This window comes from Microbispora sp. CA-102843 (genome assembly GCF_050936215.1).
Classification (GTDB): domain Bacteria; phylum Actinomycetota; class Actinomycetes; order Streptosporangiales; family Streptosporangiaceae; genus Microbispora.
Genome location: NZ_JBNJNF010000001.1, coordinates 9,063,760 through 9,089,403, shown reverse-complemented (window position 1 = coordinate 9,089,403; position 25,644 = coordinate 9,063,760). Strand labels below are relative to the sequence as shown.

25 protein-coding genes are annotated in these 25,644 nt (G+C 71.9%); 19 read left to right on the top strand and 6 right to left on the bottom strand.

Annotated elements, in window-relative coordinates; all coding sequences use genetic code 11:
• Positions 1-36: 36 nt before the first annotated feature.
• The 10 genes from ACQEVJ_RS42335 (at position 37) to ACQEVJ_RS42290 (ending at position 9,312) form a co-directional block, all read left to right on the top strand.
• Positions 37-1,425 carry an efflux RND transporter periplasmic adaptor subunit gene (locus ACQEVJ_RS42335; RefSeq protein ID WP_433110713.1) on the top strand — a complete coding sequence of 463 codons (1,389 nt, stop codon included), beginning with the start codon at positions 37-39 and terminating at the stop codon, positions 1,423-1,425.
• A gap of 44 nt (positions 1,426-1,469) precedes the next feature.
• Positions 1,470-2,177, top strand: a complete 708-nt coding sequence (locus ACQEVJ_RS42330) for an ABC transporter ATP-binding protein (RefSeq protein WP_433113252.1) — start codon at positions 1,470-1,472, stop codon at positions 2,175-2,177.
• The gene (locus tag ACQEVJ_RS42325; protein ID WP_433110711.1) at positions 2,174-3,358 is read left to right on the top strand and encodes an ABC transporter permease; all 1,185 of its coding nucleotides are present in this window, start codon (positions 2,174-2,176) and stop codon (positions 3,356-3,358) included. Before ACQEVJ_RS42330 ends, ACQEVJ_RS42325 begins: the two co-directional genes overlap by 4 nt.
• A gap of 57 nt (positions 3,359-3,415) precedes the next feature.
• A complete protein-coding gene (locus ACQEVJ_RS42320) occupies positions 3,416-4,579 on the top strand; it encodes an acetoin utilization protein AcuC (RefSeq protein ID WP_433110709.1) in 1,164 nt (387 codons plus the stop codon).
• A 42-nt stretch (positions 4,580-4,621) separates the two neighbouring features.
• Positions 4,622-5,416 carry a phosphatase gene (locus ACQEVJ_RS42315; protein ID WP_433110707.1) on the top strand — a complete coding sequence of 265 codons (795 nt, stop codon included), beginning with the start codon at positions 4,622-4,624 and terminating at the stop codon, positions 5,414-5,416.
• A 312-nt stretch (positions 5,417-5,728) separates the two neighbouring features.
• The gene (locus ACQEVJ_RS42310) at positions 5,729-5,932 is read left to right on the top strand and encodes a helix-turn-helix domain-containing protein (RefSeq protein WP_030456159.1); all 204 of its coding nucleotides are present in this window, start codon (positions 5,729-5,731) and stop codon (positions 5,930-5,932) included.
• 155 nt (positions 5,933-6,087) lie between these two features.
• Positions 6,088-6,186 (top strand): 30S ribosomal protein bS22, encoded by a 99-nt coding sequence (locus ACQEVJ_RS42305; RefSeq protein WP_018654693.1) that lies wholly within the window; start codon positions 6,088-6,090, stop codon positions 6,184-6,186.
• A gap of 41 nt (positions 6,187-6,227) precedes the next feature.
• Complete coding sequence (locus ACQEVJ_RS42300; RefSeq protein WP_433110705.1) at positions 6,228-7,310, top strand: NAD-dependent epimerase/dehydratase family protein; 1,083 nt, start codon at positions 6,228-6,230, stop codon at positions 7,308-7,310.
• A gap of 10 nt (positions 7,311-7,320) precedes the next feature.
• Positions 7,321-8,193 (top strand): lysophospholipid acyltransferase family protein, encoded by an 873-nt coding sequence (locus ACQEVJ_RS42295; RefSeq protein WP_433110703.1) that lies wholly within the window; start codon positions 7,321-7,323, stop codon positions 8,191-8,193.
• A gap of 96 nt (positions 8,194-8,289) precedes the next feature.
• Positions 8,290-9,312 carry an alpha/beta fold hydrolase gene (locus ACQEVJ_RS42290; RefSeq protein WP_433110701.1) on the top strand — a complete coding sequence of 341 codons (1,023 nt, stop codon included), beginning with the start codon at positions 8,290-8,292 and terminating at the stop codon, positions 9,310-9,312.
• 7 nt (positions 9,313-9,319) lie between these two features.
• Here the strand turns inward: ACQEVJ_RS42290 and ACQEVJ_RS42285 are convergent, their stop codons facing one another.
• Positions 9,320-10,321, bottom strand: a complete 1,002-nt coding sequence (locus ACQEVJ_RS42285; protein ID WP_433110699.1) for an Lrp/AsnC family transcriptional regulator — start codon at positions 10,319-10,321, stop codon at positions 9,320-9,322.
• A 126-nt stretch (positions 10,322-10,447) separates the two neighbouring features.
• Between ACQEVJ_RS42285 and ACQEVJ_RS42280 the strand changes: the two genes are divergently transcribed.
• Positions 10,448-11,911, top strand: coding sequence for an MFS transporter (locus ACQEVJ_RS42280; RefSeq protein ID WP_433110697.1), 1,464 nt, complete (start codon positions 10,448-10,450; stop codon positions 11,909-11,911).
• Between the two features lie 12 nt (positions 11,912-11,923).
• Here ACQEVJ_RS42280 and ACQEVJ_RS42275 read toward each other — a convergent pair whose 3' ends face one another.
• The 3 genes from ACQEVJ_RS42275 to ACQEVJ_RS42265 form a co-directional block, all read right to left on the bottom strand.
• Positions 11,924-12,793, bottom strand: coding sequence for an HAD family hydrolase (locus ACQEVJ_RS42275; protein WP_433110695.1), 870 nt, complete (start codon positions 12,791-12,793; stop codon positions 11,924-11,926).
• A gap of 55 nt (positions 12,794-12,848) precedes the next feature.
• The gene (locus ACQEVJ_RS42270) at positions 12,849-13,556 is read right to left on the bottom strand and encodes a DUF5667 domain-containing protein (protein WP_433110693.1); all 708 of its coding nucleotides are present in this window, start codon (positions 13,554-13,556) and stop codon (positions 12,849-12,851) included.
• A gap of 155 nt (positions 13,557-13,711) precedes the next feature.
• Complete coding sequence (locus ACQEVJ_RS42265) at positions 13,712-14,359, bottom strand: sigma-70 family RNA polymerase sigma factor (RefSeq protein ID WP_433110691.1); 648 nt, start codon at positions 14,357-14,359, stop codon at positions 13,712-13,714.
• A gap of 181 nt (positions 14,360-14,540) precedes the next feature.
• Between ACQEVJ_RS42265 and ACQEVJ_RS42260 the strand changes: the two genes are divergently transcribed.
• Complete coding sequence (locus ACQEVJ_RS42260) at positions 14,541-16,163, top strand: hypothetical protein (protein ID WP_433110689.1); 1,623 nt, start codon at positions 14,541-14,543, stop codon at positions 16,161-16,163.
• A gap of 19 nt (positions 16,164-16,182) precedes the next feature.
• Here ACQEVJ_RS42260 and ACQEVJ_RS42255 read toward each other — a convergent pair whose 3' ends face one another.
• Both ACQEVJ_RS42255 and ACQEVJ_RS42250 read right to left on the bottom strand, forming a co-directional pair.
• Positions 16,183-17,283: a serine hydrolase domain-containing protein gene (locus ACQEVJ_RS42255; protein WP_433110687.1), complete on the bottom strand. Its 1,101-nt coding sequence runs from the start codon at positions 17,281-17,283 to the stop codon at positions 16,183-16,185.
• A gap of 143 nt (positions 17,284-17,426) precedes the next feature.
• Complete coding sequence (locus ACQEVJ_RS42250; protein WP_433110685.1) at positions 17,427-17,675, bottom strand: glutaredoxin family protein; 249 nt, start codon at positions 17,673-17,675, stop codon at positions 17,427-17,429.
• A gap of 193 nt (positions 17,676-17,868) precedes the next feature.
• On the opposite strand from ACQEVJ_RS42250, the gene ACQEVJ_RS42245 reads away from it, so the two are divergent.
• From ACQEVJ_RS42245 to hemL, 7 genes are all read left to right on the top strand, one after another.
• On the top strand, positions 17,869-18,567 hold the full coding sequence (locus ACQEVJ_RS42245) for a redox-sensing transcriptional repressor Rex (protein WP_139574065.1): 699 nt from the start codon (positions 17,869-17,871) through the stop codon (positions 18,565-18,567).
• 25 nt (positions 18,568-18,592) lie between these two features.
• Positions 18,593-19,888: a glutamyl-tRNA reductase gene (locus ACQEVJ_RS42240; RefSeq protein WP_433110683.1), complete on the top strand. Its 1,296-nt coding sequence runs from the start codon at positions 18,593-18,595 to the stop codon at positions 19,886-19,888.
• Between the two features lie 35 nt (positions 19,889-19,923).
• Positions 19,924-20,796, top strand: a complete 873-nt coding sequence (gene hemC / locus ACQEVJ_RS42235) for a hydroxymethylbilane synthase (protein ID WP_433113249.1) — start codon at positions 19,924-19,926, stop codon at positions 20,794-20,796.
• Positions 20,793-22,382 (top strand): uroporphyrinogen-III synthase, encoded by a 1,590-nt coding sequence (locus tag ACQEVJ_RS42230; RefSeq protein WP_433110681.1) that lies wholly within the window; start codon positions 20,793-20,795, stop codon positions 22,380-22,382. The genes hemC and ACQEVJ_RS42230 overlap by 4 nt, the downstream gene beginning before the upstream one ends.
• Before the next feature lie 67 nt (positions 22,383-22,449).
• Positions 22,450-23,436 (top strand): porphobilinogen synthase, encoded by a 987-nt coding sequence (gene hemB / locus ACQEVJ_RS42225; RefSeq protein ID WP_433110679.1) that lies wholly within the window; start codon positions 22,450-22,452, stop codon positions 23,434-23,436.
• A 121-nt stretch (positions 23,437-23,557) separates the two neighbouring features.
• Positions 23,558-24,202 (top strand): bifunctional DNA primase/polymerase, encoded by a 645-nt coding sequence (locus ACQEVJ_RS42220; protein WP_433110677.1) that lies wholly within the window; start codon positions 23,558-23,560, stop codon positions 24,200-24,202.
• Between the two features lie 45 nt (positions 24,203-24,247).
• Complete coding sequence (gene hemL / locus ACQEVJ_RS42215; RefSeq protein WP_433110676.1) at positions 24,248-25,543, top strand: glutamate-1-semialdehyde 2,1-aminomutase; 1,296 nt, start codon at positions 24,248-24,250, stop codon at positions 25,541-25,543.
• Positions 25,544-25,644 lie beyond the last annotated feature (101 nt).

Genomic DNA, 25,644 nt, shown 5'->3' with positions numbered 1-25,644 from the left:
CGGGACGGAAGATGACCACCGCTTTACGATTGGCGGGTGACGTCTCGTCGCGGGATCGTCCCGCTTCTCGCCGTCCTGCTCGCCGCCGGGTGCTCCTCGTCAGAACCGCGGAAAGCCCCGGTGGCGGTGGTCACCAGGACCACTGTCAGCGAGGTCGTCGAGGCCCCGGCGACGGTGGGCGCGCGTGCGACGGCCACCCTGACCGCCCCCGCCTCCGGCACGGTCGCCCGCCTGTACGTCCAGGACGGCGACACGGTGAAGAAGGGCCAGATCCTCGCCAGGATCAGCTCTCCGCAGGCCAGGCAGCAGCTCTCGGCCGCGCGGAAGGCCGACAGGCAGGCCGCCCGCCCGGTGTCCTTCGGCGGCGCTCCGGTGAGCGTACGGCTGCCGCGCCTGCGACTGCCGAGTTCGCTCGACGCGCACGTCGACCGGTCGTTCGCCAAGGCCAGGAAGGCGGCCAGGTCGATCGACGACCGCGCGGCCAGGGCCCGGCTGCTGGCCGCCATCGACGCCGCGGACAAGCACCGGCGGGCCCAGCGGCGGGCGCTCGGCGAGGTGCTCGACGGGCTGACCCGCTCGCTCGACCAGACGCTGTCGCAGGTGAGCGGCCAGGTGAACGCGGGGATGAGCGGGCTGAGCGCGTCCATGGCGTCCCTGCGTGTGGCGTCGAGGTCCCAGACCAGGGCGGCCGTGCGCGCGGCTGAGCAGACCGTGGACGCCCTGGTCGTCAGGGCGCCGTTCGGCGGCGTGGTCACGCTCGGCGGCGCGTCCTCCGCCTCGGGCGCGGCCGGCCTCGGGGCGCTGGTCTCGCAGCTGCCGGCCGGGCTGGCGGGCCAGGCGGGAGCCGCGGCGGCCGCTCCGGCGGGCCGTTCCGGCGGGACGATCGCCACCGGCGTCCCGGTGGCCGCCGGGGACCCGCTGGTCACGGTGACCGACGTGTCCGTGCTCACGTTGTCCGCCGACGTGGACGAGACCGACGTGCTGCTGGTGCGCAGGGGCACACCGGCCGAGGTCGAGTTCGACGCGGTGACCGGCGCGACGTACACCGCCACCGTGACGGGCGTGGGGGTCACCCCCAAGGAGGGCGCGACCGGCGGGGTCAGCTATCCCGTACGGCTGCGCCTGGGCCGGGGCGCCTACGACGACGGCGGCGCGGCCCCCGCGCCCAAGCCGGGGATGAGCGCCGTGGTGCGGCTGGCCGTACGCCGGTCGGAGAACGCCACCGCCGTGCCCGCGTCGGCGATCGTGACGAGCGGCCGGGAGACGATCGTGTGGGCGGTACGCGGCGGCAAGGCCGAGCGGCGGGTCGTCCGGCTGGGCGCGCAGGGCGACGCGGTCGTGGAGATCCTCAGCGGGGTGTCCCCGGGCGAGCAGGTGGTCGTCAGGGGTGCCGACGCCATACGCCCCGGCCAGTCGCTGTCGTGAGCCACGACGACCGTGCCGGCGGGCCCGCCACGCCGGCGACGCCGGTGACGGCTTCCGGGACGGCGCCGGCGGCACCGCCGGCGTTCGAGGCGATCGGCCTCACCCGCTCCTACCGGCTGGACGGCGGGGTGCTGGTCGACGCGCTGCGCGGGGTGAGCCTGCGCATCGGGCGGGGGGAGTTCGCGGCGATCGTGGGCCCGTCCGGCTCGGGCAAGTCCACGCTCATGCACCTGCTCGGCTGCCTCGACCGGCCGACCTCCGGCACGCTGCGGGTGAACGGTGTGGACGTGGCGACGCTCGACGACGCCGGGCTGGCCGATCTGCGCAACCGCACGATCGGCTTCGTGTTCCAGTCCTTCCACCTGCTGGCCCGCACGTCCGCGCTCGACAACGTGGCGCTGCCGCTGGTCTACCGGGGCGTGTCCCGCGCCGAGCGCAGGGAGCGGGCCAGGGCGGCGCTTGAGGCGGTCGGGCTCGGCCACCGGCTCACGCACCGGCCGTCCCAGATGTCCGGCGGCGAGCAGCAGCGGGTGGCGATCGCCCGGGCGCTGGTGGGCGATCCCCGGGTGCTGCTGGCCGACGAGCCCACGGGCAACCTCGACACCCGCAACGGCGAGGAGGTGATGGGCCTGCTCGAACGGCTCAACGAGGGCGGCGTCGCCGTCGTCCTCGTCACCCACGACGCCGAGGTCGCCGCCCGGGCCCGCCGCCAGATCCACGTACGGGACGGCCGGATCGAGCGTGACGAATGAGGACCGCCGAGGCGCTGCGGATGGCGGTGGAGGCGCTGCGGGTCAACCGGCTGCGCAGCATGCTGACCATGCTCGGCGTGATCATCGGCGTGCTCTCTGTCGTGATCCTCGTCGCCATCGGCACCGGGGCCAAGAACGCCGTGGAGAAGGAGATCGCGGGGCTCGGCAGCAACATCATCCTCGTGGTCCCCGGGCAGGTGGGGCTGGGCGCGGCCCCCACGCAGAGCCGCCTCGACCTGTCGGACGTCGCGTACGTGCGGCGCGTGGTCGGCGACCCCTCGAAGGTGACGGTCGCGGTGAACTCCGGCGAGCCGGTCCGGGTGGGCCGTGTGGAGGTGTTCGCCACGCTCACCGGGACCGACGAGAACATGCCGCACGTCTTCGACCGGCCGCTGCGCCGGGGGCGCTATCTCACCGAGACCGACGTGGACACGCGGCGGCGGGTGGTGATCCTCGGCTCGGAGGTCGCGGCCAAGCTGTTCGGGGACGTCGATCCGATCGGCCGCCAGGTCACGATCGCAGGAGTGCGGTTCCGGGTGATCGGCGTGTACGAGACCGTCGGATCCACGTTCGGGGTGGCGCGGGACCAGGAGGTGCATCTGCCGGTCACCACCGCGCAGCGGCTGATCGGGCTGCCGAGGATCAACGGCATCGCCGTCGGCGCCTCCGGCCCGGACGAGATCGAACCGTTGCGGCAGCGGGTCGTGGCCGCCCTGGCCGCCCGCTACCCGGGCGAGACGTTCTCGGCCGTCACGCAGACCCAGCTTCTCGGCACGATCGGCACGGTCCTCGGCATGCTGACGGGCGTGCTGGCCGCCATCGCGGGGATCTCCCTGCTGGTCGGCGGCGTCGGGGTGTCCAACATCATGCTGGTCAGCGTCAGGGAGCGGACCAAGGAGATCGGCCTGCGCAAGGCCCTCGGCGCCCGGGGCCGCGACATCCTCGGCCAGTTCCTGATCGAGGCCGTGCTGCTGACCACGATCGGCGGTGTGATCGGCATCCTGACCGGGGTCGGCGGGGCGCTGCTGATCCAGGCGGTCTCGCCGGTGCCGGCGTCGATCACCTGGTGGTCGATCGCGCTCGCCTTCGGGGTCTCCGCGGCCGTCGGCGTCTTCTTCGGCGTCGCCCCCGCCCGGCGGGCGGCCAGGCTCGACCCCGTCGTCGCCCTGCGTACGGACTGATCGGGCGTGTGACGCCCGAATGAAGGGCGTCGACGGCCTGTGCGGTACCGTCGCGGCATGAGTCAGGCGGTGCGGGTCGTCTGGGACGACGCTCTGGTTTCTTACGACTTCGGGCCCGGCCATCCGCTCGCGCCCGTACGCGTCGAGCTCACCATGGCGCTCGCCCGCGACCTGGGCGTGCTCGACGGCGCCGTGATGACCGGCTGCGCCCCCGCCACCGAGGACGAGATCGCGCTGGTGCACAACCGGGACTACATCGAGGCGGTCAAGAACGTCTCCAAGGACGGCCGTCCCGACCTGCGCTACGGGCTCGGCACCGAGGACAACCCCGCCTTCGTGGGCGTGCACGAGGCGTCCGCCCTGGTCACCGGCGCGACGCTGGCCGCCGCCAGGGCGGTGTGGACGGGCGAGGCCGAGCACGCGGTCAACGTCGCGGGCGGGCTGCACCACGCCATGCCCGGCGCCGCCAGCGGCTTCTGCGTCTACAACGACCCGGCCGTCGCCATCGCGTGGCTGCTGTCGCAGGGCGCGACGAGGATCGCGTACGTGGACGTGGACGTGCACCACGGCGACGGCGTGCAGACGGCGTTCTACGACGACCCGAGGGTGCTCACGATCAGCCTGCACGAGAGCCCGCGCACGCTGTTCCCCGGCACCGGCTTCCCTCAGGAGACCGGCGCGGAGGGCACCGCGGTCAACGTCGCGCTGCCGGCCGGGTGCGGCGACACCGGATGGCTGCGCGCCTTCCACGCGGTGGTCCCGCCGCTGCTGCGCGCCTTCGCGCCGCAGATCCTGGTCACCCAGCAGGGCTGCGACAGCCACGCCCTCGACCCGCTGGCCCATCTCATGCTCAGCGTGGACGGGCAGCGCACGGCGTACGCCGCGCTGCATCGGCTGGCCCACGAGACCGCCGGCGGCCGGTGGATCGCGGTGGGCGGCGGGGGATACGAACTGGTCCAGGTCGTGCCGCGGGCGTGGACGCATCTGATCGCCGAGGCGCTGGGACGCCCCGTCGAACCGTCGACCGCCACACCGGCGACCTGGCGGACGTACGTGGAGGAGCGCACCGGGGAGATACCGCCTCTGACGATGACGGACGGACGGCACCCGCAATGGCGGGATATTTCGGAAGGGTACGATCCGGCCGACGCCGTCGACCGGGCCGTCATGGCGACCAGGAACGCGGTGTTCCCCTTCCACGGCCTGGACCCCATGCCGTGAGAGGTCTGGAATCATGCCGAGCCGAGGAGCGCTGTACCTGTCGTGACCGCACCACCACCCTCCCGAAAGCCCACCCGAGCCGAACTGCGCGAACACCTTGTCCGGACCGCCATCGCGGGTGACGTGGCGACCAGCCGCGAGAACAACCTCGACCACTACCGGTCGCTCGCGCTGCGCGACCCGCACTACCTCTTCGGGCTCACCTTCGAAGGCGAGTGGTCCTACCACGAGGTGCTGGCGCTCATGGCCGGCAAGGCGGGGGTGGCGGCCGATCCCGGCCACCGCGAAGGCCCCGACACGATCGACCCCGAGCGGACCATCGACGCCGTCGAGGAGATGGGCGAGCGGATCGCCAAGGTGCTCCGGCGCGGCTCGCCCCGGATCGTGCTCGCCACCGGGCACCCGACAGGCCTGCTCACCATCCACCTCGCGCTGGCGCGGTTCCTCGCGGAGAACGGGGCGACCCTGCTCTTCCCGGCCGAGGGGTGGACGTACGTCGGCGGTCTCGGCCGCCGCAGGCGGATCCGCTACCTCGACGGCGTGGCGATGCTGGAGGACCGGGGCACGTTCGTGCACACCCACGAGGCGGCGCCGATGGAGGCGATGCTGGCCGACGAGCGGCCCGACTTCGTGATCGCCGACCACGGCTGGGCCGGGGCCGCGGGCGAGGCAGGGGTCGAGACCGTGGGCTTCGCCGACAGCAACGACCCCGCGCTGTTCGTGGGCGAGGCCGAGGGGAAGATCGCCGTCACCGTGCCCTTGGATGACAACGTGCTGCCGCGCTTCTACGCTCCGTTGACGGCGTACCTGCTCGCCCGGGTCGCCCGCAGCCTCTGACTCCCCTTCCGGACCTCCCAAACCGGGCATTTCGCGCCCGCTTTTGTACCTCTGTGTCGACCGTTTGCCAACTTTTTCGTGTGTCTGGGCGACTCTAATGTGAGAGAAGTTGGTCCGTTCCAAGATTGAGGCGAGGGGCACGGCCCGGCTGCTGCCAGCGACTTTCCCGATTTTGACGGCACACGGCTCCGTTGACTGATGGAATGAGGGGTTTGCCTACTCGGGGTCCGGACTTACGCTGACAGCAGTACACGTGCGTGAGCAATGGCACCAGTGGGGATAACCCGGAAACACGTGCGGAAGAGGCGTCCGATGGGTGCAGGCGAAAGACCTCTCAGCGAGGTGAAGTTCTTGACGGTGGCCGAGGTGGCGACCGTCATGCGGGTGTCCAAGATGACCGTGTACCGGCTTGTGCACTCCGGGGAGTTACCGGCCATCCGTGTCGGCCGGTCCTTCAGAGTGCCCGAGCAGGCGGTCCACGACTACTTGCGGGACGCGTTCATCGAAGCAGGATGAACCGTCCGGGCGACCACGCTTGACGGTGGCGTGGCCGACTCCCGGTCGACGCGGGGTCCCCCGGGGGAGCGATCTACCACGGATCGCCGGTAGTCTGTTGAGCCGGTGTGCGCTCGCGCGCCGGTCTGACAGTCACACCTTCACCTGGGGGTCCCGTGGGCTCTGTGATCAAGAAGCGCCGCAAGCGCATGGCCAAGAAGAAGCACCGCAAGCTGCTGAAGAAGACCCGCATCCAGCGGCGTAACAAGAAGTAGCCGAGACGGAGCGCGCACCGGTCCCAAGGGACCGGGCGACCGTGAACACGCACACCCCCGGCGAGGCGTCGATGACTCGTACTGTGCTGGTCACCGGTGTCTCCGGTCACATCGGCGCTCGCGTGGCGATCGCGCTCGCGGCCGACCCGGAGATCGACCGGGTCATCGGCGTGGACACGGCGCCGCCGCCATCCCCTGCCGGGGAGGACGGCGCGGCGCTCGGCCGCACCGAGTTCGTCCGGGTCGCGTTGCGCAGTCCCGACCTGATCAAGGTCATCAGGGACGCCGATGTCGACACCGTCGTGCATCTCAGCCTGGTCAGCGGTCCCGGCGGCAGTGGCCGGGTGAGCGGCACGGGCGGCGGCCGGCCGGCCATGAAGGAGCACAACGTCATCGGGACGATGCAGCTGCTCGCGGCGTGTCAGCGCTCCGCCACGGTGCGCCGGGTGGTCGTGCGGTCCACCACGGCCGTGTACGGCTCCTCGCCGCACGCTCCCGCCGTGTTCGCGGAGGACACCGAGCCCGTCGAGGTGTCGCATTCCGGGTACGCCAGGGACGCCACCGAGGTCGAGACGTACGTGCGGGGCTTCGCCCGGCGCCGGCCCGACGTGACGACGACGACGCTGCGGTTCGCCAACCTCATGGGGCCGGGCGTCGACTCGCCGCTGACGCGGTACTTCTCCCAGCCCGTGCTGCCCACCGTGCTCGGCTTCGACCCCCGGCTGCAGTTCGTCCACGAGGACGACGCCGTCGAGGTGCTGTGCCGTACGGCGCGGGCCGACCACCCGGGCGTGTTCAACCTCGCGGGCGACGGCGTCCTGCTGCTGTCGCAGTGCGCGCGGCGCACGGGCCGTCCGGTGGTCCCGATGCCGTCTCCCGCCTTCCGCCTCGTCAGCGGGCTCGCCCGGGGCGCGCGGCTGGTGGACTTCTCGCCCGAGCAGCTGTCGCTCATGAGCCACGGCCGCGCGGTGGACACCACCAGGCTCGCCGCCGAGCTCGGCTGGCGGCCGAAGTACAGCACGGCGGCGGCGTTCGACGACTTCCTCCGATCGCGCGGCGGACCCGGCGAGCTGCCGCGCGCCCTGGTCGACTGGCTGGCCGACTTCGTCCGGCCGATTTCGTGACGGGACGTTGATGGACGACTTCCAGGGTCGGCGCGAGGACGGGAGCACGGCCGACGAGCGGCTCGCCGAGCTGTTCGCCTTCCTGCGGCGCAGGGTCACCGGCGAGTACGAGATCGACGAGTTCGGCTTCGACCCCGACCTCAACGACACGGTGCTGATGGAGGCGCTGCGCCCGCTCTACCGGCACTGGTTCAGGGCCGAGGCCCTCGGGCTCGACAACGTGCCGCCAAACAGGGGCGCGCTGATCGTGGCCAACCACTCCGGCACGCTGCCCGTGGACGCGCTGATGCTGCAGGTCGCGGTGCACGACGAGCTGGGCAGGCCGCTGCGCCTGCTCGGGGCGCACCTGGTCTACCAGCTTCCCGTGCTCGGGCACCTGGCCCGCAAGTCCGGGCACACGCTCGCGTGCCCGGAGGACGCCGACCGGCTGCTGCGCAAGGGCGAGGTCGTCGGCGTCTTCCCGGAGGGCTTCAAGGGCATCGGCAAGCCGTTCTCCGAGCGCTACCGGCTCCAGCGGTTCGGCCGGGGCGGGTTCGTCGCGTCGGCGATCAGGGCCGGGGTGCCGATCGTCCCGTGCGCCATCGTGGGGGCGGAGGAGATCTACCCCAAGATCGGTGACATTCCGTCGCTCGCCCGGCTGCTCGGCCTGCCCTACCTCCCGATCACGCCGCTGTTCCCCTGGCTCGGGCCGCTCGGCCTGCTTCCGCTGCCGTCCAAGTGGCTGATCGAGTTCGGCGAGCCGATCCGGACCGACGAGTACGCCCCGGAGGAGGCCGACGACCCCATGCTGGTCTTCGACCTGACCGACCACATCCGGGAGACCATGCAACGGCAGCTCGACGCTCTGCGGCTGCGCCGGGGGCCGGCGTTTCCCCCGATCTGACACGGCACCGCCGGAAACTTATTGGCGACGACGTCTAACAAAGAGACCTACTGGTCGGTATGGTGTGCTCACTCTCACCTCCGGAGGAGCACCACCATGAGCAAGGGGCGGAACGCCGCCCTCGCCGGGCTCGCCCTCGGCCTGGCGATCGGCACCGCGCGACGCATCCAGACCAGACGGGCGAAGGCCGCACCGGCTCCGAACGGCGCGTCCGGGCGCCGGACGACGGTCACGACCGACGACGGGGTCCGCCTGGCCGTGGAGATCGACGACCACCCCGAACCCCGCTGCGCCGTCGTCTTCGCGCACGGCTGGCTGATGAACCGGCACTGCTGGCAGCCCCAGCGCGAGGCCCTGGCGGGCCTGGGCACGCTCGTCTTATACGACCAGCGCGGGCACGGCGACTCCTCGGCCGGGGCGCTGGAGGCGTGCACGATCGACCGGCTGGGCGACGACCTGGCCGCCGTCGTCGAGGCCACTGTGCCGGAGGGGCTGCCCGTCGTCCTCGTCGGCCACTCGATGGGCGGCATGACGATCATGGCGCTCGCGGACCGGCATCCCGCCCTGGTCGAGTCGCGGATGGCCGGCGCGGCGCTGCTCAGCACCTCGTCCGGCGGGCTCGACGCCGGCACCTTCGGCCTCCCCGGGCCGCTCGGGCGGCTGGCTCCCCGCGTCACGCCCCTGCTGTTCGAGAACATGCTGGCCCGCGCCGCGGCCATCGACGCGCGGCCCCGCGTGAAGGACTGGACGAACCTGCCGGTGACCCGATACGTCGCCTTCGGCAAGGGAGCGAGCCGGCGGCACATCCGGTTGGTGAACGCGATGGCCGCGGCGACGCCGACGGAGGTCATGGTCGGGTTCTTCCGCGACTTCCGGGTGCACGACAAGTTCGCCGCGCTGAAGGCGCTCCAGCGGACGGAGACGCTGGTCATGGTGGGTGAGCGAGACCGGCTCACCCCGCTCGCCCACAGCCGCCGGATCGCCGATGCGCTGCCCGGCGCCCGGTTCGTCCAGATCCCCGGCGCCGGGCACATGATCGGCTTCGAACGCCCCGGGCTGGTGCACCGGGAGCTGACCGGCCTGATCGAGCGGGCCGTGCCGCGCCGGTCCGCGGCCTGATCGCCGATCAGGTGCGTGCCGCGCGGAATCCCGGCCGGGCGGCCACGGGAGTGAGGTGTCCGGCCGCCTTGAGCGTGTGCAGGACGGGTGCCGTCTCCAGGGTGCGGATCTGGTCGAGCGTGCCGAGCCTGCGGGTGAGGTAGCGGTGCAGGTCGGCGGGGCCGGCACAGAGCGCGTGGGCGAGCAGGTTGGTGGCGCCGGTGGTGGCCGCGACGACGGCGAGCTCGTCGTGGGTGGCCAGGGTGGCCGCGACCTGGTCCAGATGCGCCGGCGCGACGGCCATCCACAGCAGCGCCTGGGCGGTGACGCCGTAGCCGGCGACGTCGACCTCGACGTCGAAGAAGATCGTCCCGCTGGCGCGCAGGTCGGCCAGACGGCGCGCCACGGTGGCCGGGGACCAGCCGGTGGCCGCGGCGAGTTCGGCATAGCCGGCGCGGCCGTCGTGGCGCAGGGCGTCGACGAGGACGCGGTCGCCGTCCGTCAGGCTCACCTGGTCGCGGCTGTCGGGTGAGGGGGCCGGCCCTGCGAGTGCCTGTCGCTGCTCGTCGCTGAGCGTGCGCAGCCGTCCGCGCCAGGCGGTCGGACCGCCCAGGTAGGTGTGGAGCAGCAGATGCGCCGAGACGGCCGTGATCCCGGACGTACGCGGGATGTCGTGCAGCAGCAGCGACCGTGACGGCCGGCTGTCGTCCTCCGCGTGGACGATCGCGAAGATCTCGGTGCCTCCGGAGGCCAGCTTGACCCAGGAGGTGTCGGGACGCCGGGCCAGCGCGTGCCCCAGAGCCTGAGACGCGGTGGGGGTCGTGGTGAGTCTGACCACCCACTGTGCCTGGCCGGTGCGGTCCTGCTCGGGCAGGCCGACGACGCGCAGCCCGGCCTCGGCGCGCAGCCGACGGTAACGGCGCGTCACGGTCTGGGTGGACACGCCGAGGACATCGGCGATCCGGCTGAACGGCGCTCGCCCGTCGATGTGCAGGGCATGGACGAGACCCCGGTCCAGTTCATCCAGCATCGTCGGATTCTCTCGCTGTTTCGCCCTCCACGGAAGAAATCCGCAAATTCGGCTTGCTGGCTGGAACGTCCCACCCGTACGCCCCAGGCTGCTGCCTGCCCACGACGCGATCGGGAAGGACAAGCCATGCTCGTACGGGAGGACACCGCCGCCACGACGGGATATCGATGGCGGTGGGCGGCCCTGCTCGCGCTGTTGGTCGCCGAGGCGATGAACCTGCTGGACGCCACGATCACGACGGTGGTCGCGCCGGTGATCCACCGCGATTTCGGCGGCGCCGAGTCCGACATCCAGTGGTTCAGCGCCGCCTACACCCTGCCCTTCGCCGTGCTGCTGGTGCCCGGCGGCCGCCTGGGTGATCTCGCCGGACGGAAGCGGGTGTTCGCGGCCGGGGTCGCCCTCTTCGCGCTGGCATCGGCGATCTGCGCCTGCGCGACCGGCTCGGGAATGCTCATCACCACACGTGCGGTCCAGGGAGCCGCGGCCGCGTTGGTCATTCCGCAGACCATCGGACTGATCCGGACCATGTTCGAGGGCGACGAACTGGCCAGGGCCATGGGGTCCATCGGGCCGGTGATGGGCCTGGCCGCCGTCTGCGGGCCCGTGCTCGGCGCTCTCCTCACCCGCGCCGACCTGTTCGGCATGTCGTGGCGGGCGGCGTTCCTCGTCAACGTTCCCCTCGCCGCCCTCGTCCTGGCCATCGGGCCGGCCCTGCGGGAGAGCAGGTCGCCTCACCCTCCCCGCGTCGACCTGCCCGGCACGGGGCTGGTGGTGCTCGGCACCGGCTTGATCGTGTATCCCCTCATCCAGGGCGACGCCGCCGGCTGGCCGACCTGGGTCTGGATCGCTCTCGCCGCGGGCGTCGTCGTCCTCGCGGTCCTGGGATGGCACCAGCGTCACCGCGCCGGGCGGGGCCGCAGCCCCCTGATCGAACCGAGCCTGTTCCGCGACCGGGCCTTCCCGGCCGCGCTGGCGACCTCCACGCTGTTCTTCGCGGTGATGAACGGACTGATGGTGGCGATCGTCCTGCAGGTGCAGCTGGGGCTCGGCAGCGACGTCCTGACCGCCGGGCTCACCCTGCTCCCGTGGTCGGCCGCCATGGCCGCCGCCTCCTGGTACGCCGGCGCCCGTCTGGTTCCCCGCCACGGAGCGAAGATCATGTTAGTCGGGCTCGCGGCTCTGTTCGCCGGGCTGGTCTGCGCCGTCGCCGTCTACCACTCGGCACCCGCCGACGGCTACCCCTGGCCCCTGCTCGCGGCGCTGTCGCTCAGCGGAGCGGGAAACGGGCTGTTCACCGTCCCGTTCTTCACCACGGCCCTGTCACGGGTGCGGGCGCACGAGACCGGCTCCGCCGCCGGCCTGCTCAACGCCGTCCAGCAGTTCGGCGGCACCCTCGGCGTAGCCGTTCTCGGCACCGCGTTCCTCCACAGGTTCACCGCGGACGTCCGGTCGCACGCCGATCCGGGCAGCGCCGCCCTGGGGGCGATCCAGCTCACGTTCTGGATCGCCGCGGCGCTCGTCGCCGTTACGGCCGTCACGGCCGCGCTGATGGGCGTACGCGAGTCCCCTGCGGAGCCCGCGGGCCGGTGACCGGGGGGTTGATCAGAGGGCGGAGCGGTAGTGGCGGCGCAGGGCGATGCCCGCGGCGACCCCGCCCGCGATGGCCCCCGCGGTCGCGGCGATCGGCAGGCCGATCATCGTCGCCTTCCTGCCCGTGCGGAAGTCGCGGATCTCCCAGTCGTTCTCCCTGGCGTGCTCGCGCAGTTCGCTGTCCGGGTTGATCGCGTGCGGGTGCCCGACCAGGGAGAGCATCGGCAGGTCGTTGGCCGAGTCGCTGTAGGCCGAGCAGCGGGCCAGGTCGAGGCCCTCGCGGCGCGCCAGCGCCCGGATGGCCTCGGCCTTGGCCGGGCCGTGCAGCAGGTCGCCGACGAGCCTTCCGGTGTAGGCGCCGTCGGCGGTCTCGGCGACCGTGCCGAGCGCGCCGGTGAGCCCGAGCCGCTGCGCGATGACCCGGGCCAGCTCGACCGGCGTGGCGGTGACCAGCCACACGCGCTGGCCGGCGTCCAGGTGCGCCTGGGCCAGCGCGCGGGTGCCCTGCCACACGCGGTCGGCCATCACGTCGTCGTAGATCTCCTCGCCCAGCCGGACGACCTCGTCCACCTTCAGCCCGGCGACGAAGGCGAGGGCCATCTCCTTGGCCTTGGCGATGTGCTCGGGGTTCTCGTTGCCCCGCACGCGAAACCACGCCTGCCCGAGCGCGAACTTCATGAGGTCACGGCTGGTGAACAGGCCGCGCGCCGCCAGTCCCCGGGCGAAGTGGTAGATCGAGGCGCCGCGCATCATGGTGTTGTCGACGTCGAAGAACGCCGCCGCCGTGAGGTCGGGGACGACCTCGGGGACGGACACCGCCGCGGCGGCCGCCACCTCGCCGGCGATCTCCGCCGCTTCCCGCCGTCGCAATAGCCGCCTCATGACTCATCAGCTTAACCGCCGGAGAGTGGACGGAACGGGAGCGGGACATGACGTGTCAACGTCCGGAACCCGTGAACGACTCGATATAACTCAGATATTGGTTGGCCTTATCGCGATTTTCCCGGTCGAGTTTCGGCAGCAGCGGCTCCACGAGATTGCGCTGCTCACGGGCGAACTCGCGCGCCTCGCCGCCGGTGCGCCCCTGCCTGGCCACCCGGCTCAACGCGGCGCGTGTGGTCGACTCCATGTCGTCGAGCGTCTGCCCGATCAGCCGGCGGCGCTCCGGGGTCGACGTGTCCACCAGCGAGGCGGTCTCGTTCGCCCGCTGCCGCGCCGCGACCATCTGCCGCTGCGCCAGATCCTCCTGGTCGTACGCGAGGTCGAGCACCGTGGACTCCGCCATCCTCTTCAGCGGATACAGCACCTCGCCGGGCACCGAGTGGTAGGTGCGCACACCGGTGCCGAACATCCCCGCCAGTAGCACGCAGAACACCAGCGGGGGGCGCAGCCGTACGAGCAGGGACCGGCGGGGCCGGGGCCGCGGGGATGCGCCTGGGGGCGCCACACGCTTTCCCGCCGTGTGCCTGCCCGCGGCGCGCTCGGCGGCGTGGGCGCGCATCAGCTCGGCCCGCAGCCTTTCGCGGAACTCCGGTCTCGGGCCGCCGCCGAGAACGGAGCGGAGGCCGGCCACGCGCGCGGCGACGCCGCGGGTGCGGGCCGCCGACCGGCCGCCCGCGCGGCGCGGGGATCGCCACCAGCCCATCACCGCTCCCGCCATTCCCCGCTTGACGCCCAGCGGAGATCCGTCGCGGGCCCTCGGGAAGCGTTCGTCGCCTCCCGGCCGGCCCGCGAAATCCGCCTGAAGATCCGACCTGCCACATGCCCAACGATGGGGTATGGGTAATGGTTACGGGGCTCTCAGCCGAGATCGTCGGGGAGCGCCCGGGCGAGCGCCCTGATCGCCCGGAACTGGAGCGCCTTGATCGCCCCGGACTTCTTGCCCATGATCTTCGCCGTCTCCGCGAGCGACATCCCGTGCAGGAAGCGCAGGATCACGCATTCCTGCTGCTCCGCGCCGAGCTGCTTGATCGCCTGCATCACGCGCTCGTTGACCATGTTCGTGACGACCGCGTTCTCGGGAATGTGCGGGCCGTCCAGGGGCGTGTCGAGTATCTCGGCGGTGGTCACCTCGAGCCGGTTGCGGCCCGACTTGTAGTGATCGGTGACGAGGTTGCGGGCGATCGTGACGAGCCAGGCGCCGAAGTCGCGGCCCTGCCAGGTGAACTCGGCGATGCCCCGCAGCGCCCGCAGGAACGTCTCGCTCGTCAGGTCCTCGGCCAGCGCGTGGCTGCCGACCCGGAAGTAGACGTATCGGTAGACCAGCTCCAGGTAGTGGTCGTAGAGCACGCCGAACGCCTCGCTGTCGCCGGTCTTGGCGCGCAGCACGAGGCTCCGCATCTCGTCGTGCTCGTGCTCGCGGTCGGGGAGACCGGCGGAACGCGCGGGTTGCGCTGCTCCTGCGGCGGCCGGAGGGGAAAGCCCGGCCAACGGCCACGTGTTCGGCATCCGTTATCCCATGGAGGAAGGGGAGTCGGCGTGCTCGAACACTCTAGAAATCAACGGGAGATAACACAATCCGTTCGGGTGGAGGAATCGACTTCAGGAGTGGAGACGCGGGTGGTGACATTCCCGGACAGGGTGACCGGCTACCGGTGGGGAGCCGATGTCCGGCAGCATGGGTGCCACCATGGAAGTCCTCGTCGCCATCCTCGCGTTCGCCGGCGCCCTGCTCGCCGGCATCACCACCGGCGTCCTCGTCGGGCGTCTCCGTGACGAGCCGGCCGCTTGGCTGATCGCGTGGAGCATCGCCACGGGCGCGCTGGCGTTGTCGCTCGGCGCCGTCGCCGTCGGCCACCTCACCGGGTTCGGGCCCGTGACGTTCCGGGCCTACCAGATCACCGGCTCGCTGCTGGCGCCGCTCTGGCTGGCGGTCGGCGTCATCCAGCTCCTCGCGGAGAAGGGCAGCGCGCGCTTCGCCGGCTGGCTCCTCGGCGCCGCGCTCACGGTCGTGGGCACGGTGATCATGGTGCTCGACCCCGTCGTCACCGCGGGGTTCGACAAGTCGCTGCCCGACGGGCCGACCCATTGGGACCTCTGGCCCGAGTGGCTGCTGCGGGGCGTCCACGGCCTGGTGGTCTTCCTGCTCCTGCTCTGCCTCGCCATGGCGGTGATGGCGTGGCGGGACGGAGACGAGTACGACGTCGACAACATGAACGCGACCGTCGTGCTCGCCCCGGCGGGAATGGCGATCTCGGGTGTGCTCGAATTCGGACTCCCGGGGCTGGTCGTCGTCGTGGTGCTGGCCGCCTCCGCCGGAGGCGTCTGGTACGCCGTGGCCCGCCCGCTCGCGCCGTACGACGACGAGGGCGAGGACGACGAGGCTCCGCAGGAGGAATGGCAGGGGCGGCGCGGCGGCCGGGCCGACAGCGCCCTGCGGGCCGAGACCCGCGTGCCCTCCGCGCCCTCCGGGCCGCCCGTGCCGCCGCGTGGGGCTCCGGGAGGCCACCCGGCCGGACCGGGCGCGGTTCCGCCCGGGATGCCGGGAGCGCCTAGGGGGCAAGGAGGGCCGCGCCGTTCCGGGCTCGGCGACCTGGTGGCCGAATACCGGGCGGGAGAGCCGGGCGAGGTCGACTACGCCGCCCGCATGCGGCCCTCCGACGGCACTCCGTCCGCCGAAGACTTCGGCGGGCCCGCGACCGGCCAGCTTCTCGCGGCCGACCAGTACGGCCAGCCCCGCCGGCCCGAGTACGGCATGCCCGCGGCGTCTCCGGCCGAGCCCGACCGGGCGATGCCCGCCACGGGGGCCCTCTATCCCGGGGCGGAGGTCCCCGACCCGGCCGATCTCGCGGCGAGCTTCGGCGTGGGATTCGGCGGCAGGTCCCGGCCGGCCATGAGCCGCCAGGGCGGCGGGCAGGGGGACCCGCATGCGCCGCAGCAGACGGGCCGGCCCGCCGGTCAGGGGGGCTCGGTGAAGCCGGCCCCCGGCATCTACGGCCTGCTCACCGTCTTCACACTGCTCGACGGCTCGGGCGAGGCGTTCGACAAGCTGGCGGAGGAGACGGTGGAGGCCGTCCAGCGCAACGAGCCCGACACGCTGCTGTTCGTCTGCCACGCGGTCAAGTCGGCCCCGCTCCAGCGCATCGTCTACGAGCTCTACCGGGACGAGGTCGGCTACGGCGAGCACCAGCGACAGCCGCACATGGAGCGGTTCGCGACCGAGCGGGTGAAGTACGTGCTGGCGGCCAACGTCATCGAGCTCAGCGTCAACGCCGCCAAGGTGGTCCCCCTCCCCACCCGCCAGATCCTCTAGGCCCGCGAGGACCCCTCGATCACGACTTCTCCGCGGTCTCGCACAGGGCGGCGGTGACCACTGAGTCGAGGTCGGCGTTGTGGACGCCGTCGATGCGGTACAGGTTGGTCATCACCGTTATCTGCCTGCCGTCGAGGGTCGCCCCGCCGCTGGTCCTGAAGCCGAGCATGTCGCCGCTGTGGCCCCAGAGCACCCCGCCGCAGGGCAGCGGCGTGCTCATCAGCCCCAGGCCGTAGCCGGTGCCGCCGGGGCCTGTCGGACGGGTCGCCATCATCTGCCTCAGCTCGGCGGGACGCAGCAGGCGACCTCGCAGGAGGGCGGCGTAGAAGCGGTTGAGGTCCGACGCACTGGAGATCATCCCGCCTGAGGCCCCGGCGACCGTGGGGTTGAGGCGGGTGATGTCGAGCAGGCCTTCACCGGTCTTGAGATATCCGCGGGGATGAGGGCCGGGGATGTCGAGCCCGTCATCGGGGACGGAGGTGGCGTTCAGGTGCAGTGGGCGCAGGATACGCCTGCGGATCTCCGCGCCGTAGGTGTTGCCGGTCTCCTTCTCGATGATCAGGGCGACGATGAGGTAGTTGGTGTTGGAGTAGCTCCAGTCCGTGCCGGCGGGGAACTCCATGGGGTGTCGCAGAGCGAGTTCGACCAGGTCCGTCGCGTTCCAGTGGTCGTAGCGGTGGGCCACGATGTCGGCGGGGTTCAGCAGCGCCAGGTAGTCGGGCACACCGCTCGTGTGCTGCAGCAGGTGGCGCACGGTGATGTCGGGCCCCAGCAGGCCGGGCAGGTAGCGGTCGACCGGCGCATCCAACTCGATCCTGCCCTCGGCGACGAGCTGGAGCGCCACAGTCGCGACGAACGTCTTGGTCTTGCTGCCGATCCTGAACCTGCTGTCTTTCTGTACCGGTCGTTTGGTGACCGTGTCCCGCACCCCACTGGTGATCGTCACGTCCCCGTGCCGGTCGTGCAGCTCCGCCAGCGCTCCCGGCACGTCGTCGCCGGTGGTCAGCCGCTGGAGAGCCTGGCGTAACCCTGGATGGTCGGCGGCCGCCGCGGCCGACAGGGGCAGAAGTGAGACCGCGATCGATCCCGCGATCGCCGCACTGAATGCTCGTATGGACATGAGTGCTCGCATGGACATAGCCAGGAGGCTCGCAGCGGTTCGCGCGCCCGGCATCGTTCTCGCTGACCAAGGTCGGGCTCGTCCGGCCGGACGAGACGACCCTGAGCCGGATCAGGGTGACCGCATCGACGCCGGCCTCGGCTTCAACGCAGCAGGGCCTCGCGGAGCCGGTTCTCGTTCACCCGCCAGTAGTCGTGTTGCACGCCGTCGATCAGGACGACGGGGATCATCTCCCAGTACTCGGCCTGGTCTTCCGGCGAGGCGGTGATGTCGCGTTCGTCCCAGGGGACGCCCAGCTCTGCGGCCACGCGCTCGACCACCGCGCGGGCGTCGTCGCACAGGTGGCAGCCGGGCTTGCCGAGCAGCGTGATCCGGTGGTCTCGAGGAGCCATGCTCTCGATTATCGCGATCCCTCGGGCCCGGAATGGAGACCGCCGCCCCCTCCTGGGACCCTTGACACATAGGAGGCCGCGCACGATCGACTTTGTGCATAGCTTCACAAAGGCACTAACCTGTACTCATCCGTCGCATCCGCTGTGCGGCCGGGGGCGCAACCGGCCGTCCGTCCCCCTGGAGCCCCGGCAAGTGATCCGCCGTATCCCGCAGGCCCGCGACCGTGGCATTCCCGACGCCACGGTGGCGAGGTTGCCGCTCTATCTGCGCGCACTCAACGGGATGGCTGAAAGGGGCACCGCGACAGTGAGCTCGGAGGATCTCGCGCTCGCCGCCGGCGTGAACTCCGCCAAGCTCCGCAAGGACCTGTCCCACCTCGGGTCGTACGGCACCCGGGGCGTGGGCTACGACGTGCAGTACCTCATCTACCAGATATCGCGTGAGCTTGGTCTCACTCAGGACTGGGCCGTCGCCATCGTGGGCGTCGGAAACCTCGGCCGGGCGCTGGCCAACTACGGGGGGTTCGCCTCCCGCGGATTCCGGATCGCGGGCCTGCTGGACGCCGATCCGCACGTCGTGGGCGACCGCATCGCGGGTCTCGTCGTCGAACACGCCGACGAACTGGAGTCCGTGATCAAGAAGCGCGGAGTCTCGATCGTGGTGCTCGCCACCCCCGCCACGGCGGCGCAGCAGGTCTGCGACCGTGTCATCGCGGCCGGTGTCACCAGTATTTTGAACTTCGCCCCCGTCGTCTTGGCTGTGCCTGACGGCGTGGATGTCCGTAAAGTCGATTTATCCATCGAACTGCAGATACTTGCGTTCCACGAGCAGCGCAAGGCTAATGGAGGGCCCATCATGGCCGAGGAGTGGCCGGACGGGGTGGTCATGTGAGTGAGCCATCGATCGGAGCGAGCTCATGAGTGTCCTCGTCGTCGGCCTGAGCCACCGGACCACGCCGGTCGCGCTGCTCGAACGTGTCACGGTCAGCGGGGACGCGCTCGTCAAGCTGCTGCACGACGTGCAGTCCGACGAGAACGTGTCCGAGGCACTGGTCGTCTCGACGTGTAACCGCGTCGAGGTCTACGCCGTGGTCGACCGTTTCCACGGCGGCGTCACCGCGGTGACGAACATGCTCGCCGCGCACTCGGGCCTGCCGCAGGAGATGCTCGCGCGGCACCTGTACGTGCACTACGAGGACCGGGCGGTCCAGCACCTGTTCACCGTCGCCTGCGGGCTCGACTCCATGGTGATCGGCGAGGGGCAGATCCTCGGCCAGATCCGGGCCGCGCTGCGCCTGGCGCAGGAGGAGGGTACGGCCGGGACCACGCTCAACGAGCTGGCCCAGCACGCGCTGCGCGTCGGCAAGCGCGCGCACGCCGACACGGGCATCGACCGGGCCGGCGCGTCGCTGGTCGGGGTGGGGCTGACGCTCGCCGAGCGGGTGCTCGGCCCGATCACCGGCAGGCGGGCCCTGGTCGTGGGCGCCGGCTCGATGAGCTCGCTGTCCACCGCGACGCTGTCCCGCGCGGGCGTGACCGACATCGTCATCGCCAACCGCACCCGCGAGCGGGCCGAGCGGCTCGCGGAGACGGTCGGCGGGCGGGCCGCGGACCTGGCCGACGTCCCCGCCGAGCTGGCGGAGGCCGACCTGGTCATCTCCTGCGTCGGCGCCGGGACCCGCACCATCACCCCGGAGACGATCGGGGACCGCGGCAGGCCGCTGTTCGTCCTCGACCTCGCGCTGCCCCACGACGTGGACCCCGGCGTACGGGACCTGCCCGGCGTGACGCTGGTCGACCTGAAGTCGATGCAGCAGGACGGCGTGGACGACGTCTCCGACGGCGGCCGGGCCGAGGCGATCTGCGAGGTCAGGCGCATCGTGGCCGAGGAGGTCGCCGCCTACCTCGACGCCGCGCGCGCCGCGCTCGTCACCCCCACGGTCGTGGCCCTGCGCAGCAAGGCCGCCGGGGTGGTCGAGGCGGAGATGGGCCGGCTGCTGTCCCGCCTGCCGGACATCGACGGGCGGATGCGCGACGAGATCACCCAGACTGTACGGCGGGTCGTGGACAAGCTGCTCCACGAGCCGACCGTACGGGTCAAGCGGCTGGCCGCATCCCCGGGCGGCGACCAGTACGCGGAGGCGCTGCGCGAGCTGTTCGGCCTCGACCCGAAGAAGCCCGAAGCCGTTTCGAGCCTGGAGGTGGAGCAGTGACCGCCCCCCTGCGGCTCGGCACCCGCAAGAGCCTGATGGCGACCTCGCAGTCGCAGATCGTCGCCGACCGGCTGACCGCCCTGACCGGCCGGGAGGTGGAGCTCGTCGGCGTCACCACGTTCGGTGACGTGTCCCGGGCCCACCTGACCCAGCTCGGCGGCACCGGCGTGTTCGTGAACGACCTGCGCGGCCGGCTGCTCGCCGGCGAGGTCGACTTCGCGGTCCACTCGCTGAAGGACCTGCCGACCAAGCCGGACGAGCGGATCGCGATGGCCGCGATCACCCGGCGGGACGACCCGCGCGACGCGCTCGTCGGCCCGGTCAAGCTGCACGACCTGCCAGCCGGGGCCCGCGTGGGCACCGGATCACCGCGCCGGGTGGCCCAGCTGCGCCTGCTCCGGCCGGATATCGACTACGTCCCCATCAGGGGAAACGCGGACACCCGCATCGGCAAGGTGACGTCGGGCGAGCTCGACGCCATCGTGCTGGCCGCCGCAGGGCTGGCCAGGATCCGCCGGGACGGGGAGATCGCCCAGGTGTTCGAGGTCGACGAGATGCTGCCCGCTCCCGGGCAGGGCGCCCTCGCCGTCGAGTGCCTGGCCGACCGTGACGATCTCATCGAGTTGCTGCGTGCCGTCGACGACCCGCTGACGCGGGCCGCGGTCGACGCCGAGCGCTCGGTGCTCGCCGCCCTCGAGGCCGGTTGCGCGGCCCCGGTAGGTGCTTTCGCCTCCGGTGACGGGCACATTCTCAATCTGACCGCCACCGTCGTCGCCGTCGACGGCACACGGTCGGTGCGCAAGTCCGCCTCCGGACCCTCTACGACGGCCGTGGAGATGGGCCGCGAACTCGCGGCAGCCATGATCGCCGAGGGGGCCGACACGTTGATGGGGGAGCAGGCCCATTGAGCCCCGCGAATCACAGCACTCAGACCCGGTCGGGGTTCGTCGCCTTCGTCGGCGCCGGCCCCGGTGACGAAAACCTGCTCACATTGCGCGGCGCCGACCTGCTGGGCAGGGCGGACGTCGTCGTGCTCGACCGGCAGGTGTACGGCTCGCTGCTGCGCCACTGCCGCGAGGGCGCCGAGGTCGTCGACATCTCCGCCGACGCGGCGGAGAACTCGGTGTCGCTGAAGACCATCCAGGCCGCCAAGGCGGGCCACACGGTTGTGCGGCTGTGCTCGGGCGACCCGTCCTTCTTCTCGTCGGTCACCGACGAGGTGGCCGCCTGTGCGAAGGCGGACGTGGACTTCGAGATCGTGCCCGGCGTGCCGCCGGCCACGGCCGTGCTGACGTACGCGGGCATCCCGCCGGCGGCGTCGGCGCCGGAGTTCCGCATCGTGGACGCCGCGCAGGTGGACGACTGGGCGAAACACGCCGCGTGCGAGGGCACCCTGGTGATCTACAACGGCGTCGCGGACGCGGTCCCGATCAGCAAGGCGCTGATCGCGGCCGGCAAGCCCGACTCGACGCCGGTGGCGGTGACCAGCGACGGCACGACCACCGAGCAGTACACGGTGGTCTCCACGCTCGGGCGGCTCGGTCCCGATCTCAAGCACGCCGGGATGACCGAGCCCGCGCTGATCGTGGTGGGCGACGCCGTCGGCATGCGCGACCGCCTGTCCTGGTTCGAGACCAAGTCGCTGTTCGGGTGGCGGGTCCTCGTGCCGCGCACCAAGGAGCAGTCCAAGGGGCTGTCGGAGCAGCTGCGCTCGTACGGCGCGGTGCCCGAGGAGGTGCCGACGATCTCCGTCGAGCCGCCGCGCACGCCGCAGCAGATGGACCGCGCCATCAAGGGCCTGGTGACCGGCCGCTACGAATGGGTCGCCTTCACCAGCGCCAACGCCGTCAAGGCGGTGCGCGAGAAGTTCGAGGAGTACGGCCTGGACGCCCGGGCGTTCGCCGGGCTCAAGGTCGCCGCCGTGGGCGAGGCCACCTCGCGGGCGCTCGTGGAGTTCGGCGTGAAGCCCGACCTCATGCCGACGGGCGAGCAGTCGTCCGAGGGCCTGCTGGCCGAGTGGCCGCCGTACGACTCGATGCTCGACCCGATCAACCGGGTGCTGCTGCCGCGGGCCGACATCGCGACCGAGACGCTGGTGGCGGGGCTGACCGAGCTCGGCTGGGAGTGCGACGACGTGACGGCCTACCGGACCGTGCGCGCCGCGCCGCCGCCCGCCCCGATCCGCGAGGCGATCAAGGGCGGCGGGTTCGACGCCGTGCTGTTCACCTCGTCCTCGACCGTGCGGAACCTCGTCGGCATCGCCGGAAAGCCGCACAACGTCACGGTGATCGCGGTCATCGGGCCGCAGACGGCCAAGACGGCCGAGGAGTTCGGTCTGCGGGTCGACGTGATGTCCGACAAGCCGTCCGCTTCGGCCCTCGCCGCCGCGCTGGCGGACTATGGTGCGAAGATGCGGCACGCCGCCGTCTCGGCGGGGGAGGTGCCCCGTCGTCCGTCCCAGATGCGCAGGGGCGCGCGGCGACGCGTGAAATGAACCGACTCGCGTACGGCCCGCCGGGGACACCCGGCGGGCCGGCGCGATCCAGAGCGGAGAGATCACTGTGAACGCCCAATACCCGGTGGCGCGGCCCCGGCGGCTGCGCCGTACCGCCGCCATGCGCCGGATGGTCGCCGGGACGCGGCTGCACCCGGCCGAGCTCATCCTGCCGATGTTCGTCAAGGAGGGCATCGCCGAGCCGCAGCCGGTGGGCTCCATGCCCGGGGTGGTCCAGCACACCCGCGAGTCGCTGCGCAAGGCGGCCCACGAGGCGGCCGAGGTCGGCGTGGGCGGGATCATCCTGTTCGGGATCCCCGCGGACAAGGACGCCCGGGGCTCGGGCGCCGACGACCCGGACGGCATCGTCCAGGTGGCGCTGCGCGACCTCGCCTCCGACCTGGGCGACGCGCTGGTGCTGATGACCGACACCTGCCTGGACGAGTACACCGACCACGGCCACTGCGGCCTGCTGACGGCCGATGGCGAGGTGGACAACGACGCGACGCTGGAGCGGTACGCGTCGGCGGCGGTCGCGCAGGCGGCGGCCGGTTCCAAGATGATCGCGCCGAGCGGCATGATGGACGGCCAGGTGGGGGCCATCCGCGCGGCTCTCGACGCCAACGGCTTCGCCGAGGTCCCGATCCTGGCGTACGCCGCCAAGTACGCCTCCGGGTTCTACGGGCCGTTCCGCGACGCGGCGGAGTGCGCGCCGCAGTTCGGCGACCGCAGCGCCTACCAGCAGGACCCGGCCGGCCCGATCGGTGAGGCGCTGCGCGAGGTGCGCCTCGACCTGGCCGAGGGCGCGGACGCCGTCATGGTCAAGCCCGCCCTGGCCTACCTCGACATCCTGCGGCAGGTGCGCGACACCGTCGAGGTGCCGGTCGCGGCCTACCAGGTGAGCGGCGAGTATGCGATGGTCGAGGCGGCGGCGGCCAACGGCTGGATCGACCGGGAGCGGGTGATCATGGAGTCGCTGATCGCGATCCGCCGCGCCGGTGCCGACATGATCCTCACCTACTGGGCCACAGAGGTCGCCCGCGGACTATCCTGACACCTCATCAGGGGGGTCCTGCCGCACCGAAATCGGCCAGAAGGCATTATCAGGTACGTACCGCGAGCATCTTGCGTACCGCAGGAAGGCAGCGGGTGTGACGCTTGTGGGGAGGAGCGCCATGGTGGGGGTACCGCTGGCCCGACGTGCGAAACGGCGTGCGCATCACGCGCCGCGCAAGATGACGTCGGTGCTCGAGTACGCGCAGTTGGGCTGGGCGAGCTGTATGGGCGCCCATCCGCTGAGCGAAGGAGGCAGGGCGTGCTCCTGTGACCGGGTCGGCTGTCCCGACCCGGGGATGCACCCGCTGTCGCCCGCGTGGCAGATGCAGGCCACGACGGACACCGCGCTGCTCACGCGGTGGTGGAAACAGGACCCGGACGCGAACGTGATCCTGCCCACCGGCAGGGTGTTCGACGTGTTCGACGTACCGGCCTCGGCGGGCAGTCCCGCCCTGGCCGCCATGGACGCCGCAGGCTTCGACACGGGCCCGGTCGCCGAGAACGGCGACCGGGTGCTTTTTTTCGTGGCCACGCGCGGCGCTCCCGAGGACGAGGACGAGTGGTGGTCCTGCAGCCTGGACGCGGGACCCGAGACGATCGACAGCACGCCGGGGCTGCGCTGGCACTGCCGGGACAGCTACGTGCTCGCGCCGCCGTCCACCACGCCCACGGGCGGGGTCGTGAGCTGGATCAGGCCCCCTGACGGGCGTCCGCTGCCCGAACCGCTGCGCGTGCTCGACCTGCTCGCCGACTTCTGCGAGTAGTTCCCGGTACGGGCCCCGCACGGGTGGGCCCGTAATCTGGAGGGCGTGACTCGCACGCAGACCTCCGAGGACCTGTTCGACCGCGCCCGCCGGATCGTTCCCGGCGGCGTCAACTCGCCGGTGCGCGCCTTCGGCGCCGTGGGCGGCACGCCCCGCTTCATGGCCTCCGGAGAGGGGCCGTACATCACCGACGTGGACGGCAACCGCTACGTCGACCTGGTGTGCTCCTGGGGCCCGATGATCCTCGGCCACCGCCACCCCGCCGTCGTGGAGGCCCTGGAGGAGGCCGTCGCGCACGGCTTCTCGTTCGGCACCGCGACCGAGGGCGAGGTCCTGCTCGCCGAGGAGATCGTCTCCCGGGTGGTCCCCGTCGAGAAGGTCCGCCTGGTCAGCTCCGGCACCGAGGCCACCATGTCCGCCGTACGGCTGGCCCGCGGCTTCACCGGGCGGGCGAAGGTCGTGAAGTTCGCCGGCTGCTACCACGGGCACGTGGACGCGCTGCTGGCCTCGGCCGGGTCCGGGGTCGTCACCTTCGGCCTGCCCGACACCCCCGGCGTCACCGGCGCCTCGGCGGCCGACACGATCGTGCTGCCGTACAACTCGCTCGAGGCGGTCGAGGAGGCGTTCCGCACGTTCGAGATCGCCTGCGTGATCACCGAGGCGTGCCCGGCGAACATGGGCGTGGTGCCGCCCGCCGACGGCTTCAACCGGCGCCTGCGCGAGCTGTGCACCGAGCACGGCGCGCTGCTGATCATCGACGAGGTGCTGACCGGGTTCCGCGTGTCCGCCTCCGGCTGGTACGGCATCGATCCCGTCGAGGCCGACCTCATGACGTTCGGCAAGGTCATGGGCGGCGGGCTGCCCGCCGCCGCGTTCGGCGGGCGGGCGGAGGTCATGGCCGCCCTCGCCCCCGAGGGGCCCGTCTACCAGGCCGGCACGCTGTCGGGCAACCCGCTCGCCTGTGCGGCCGGGCTGGCCACGCTGCGCGCCTGCGACGACGACGTGTACGACAGGATCGACGCGTCCGCGCTGGTCATCGGCAGGGCCGCCTCCGACGCGCTGGCCGCCGCCGGGGTCCCGCACCGCCTCCAGCGGGCCGGGAACCTCTTCTCGATCTTCTTCACCGACACCCCGGTCACTGACTTCGACTCTGCCCGGACGCAGAACACCGACGCGTACCGCGCGTTCTTCCACAGCATGCTCGACCAGGGCGTCTACCTGCCGCCGTCGGCGTACGAGGCGTGGTTCCTGTCGGCCGCCCACGACGACGAGGCGCTGACCCGGGTGGCCGAGGCCCTGCCCCTGGCCGCCAAGGCCGCCGCCCAGGCCGCCGGGGTCTGACGCCCTATCCCTGTCGGCGTGTACGCGCCCGTGGCGGGGTCCCGCTCGTACACGTAGACGACGGGACGCCCGTCGTTCTCCTCCACCCGCCAGAAGGCTGA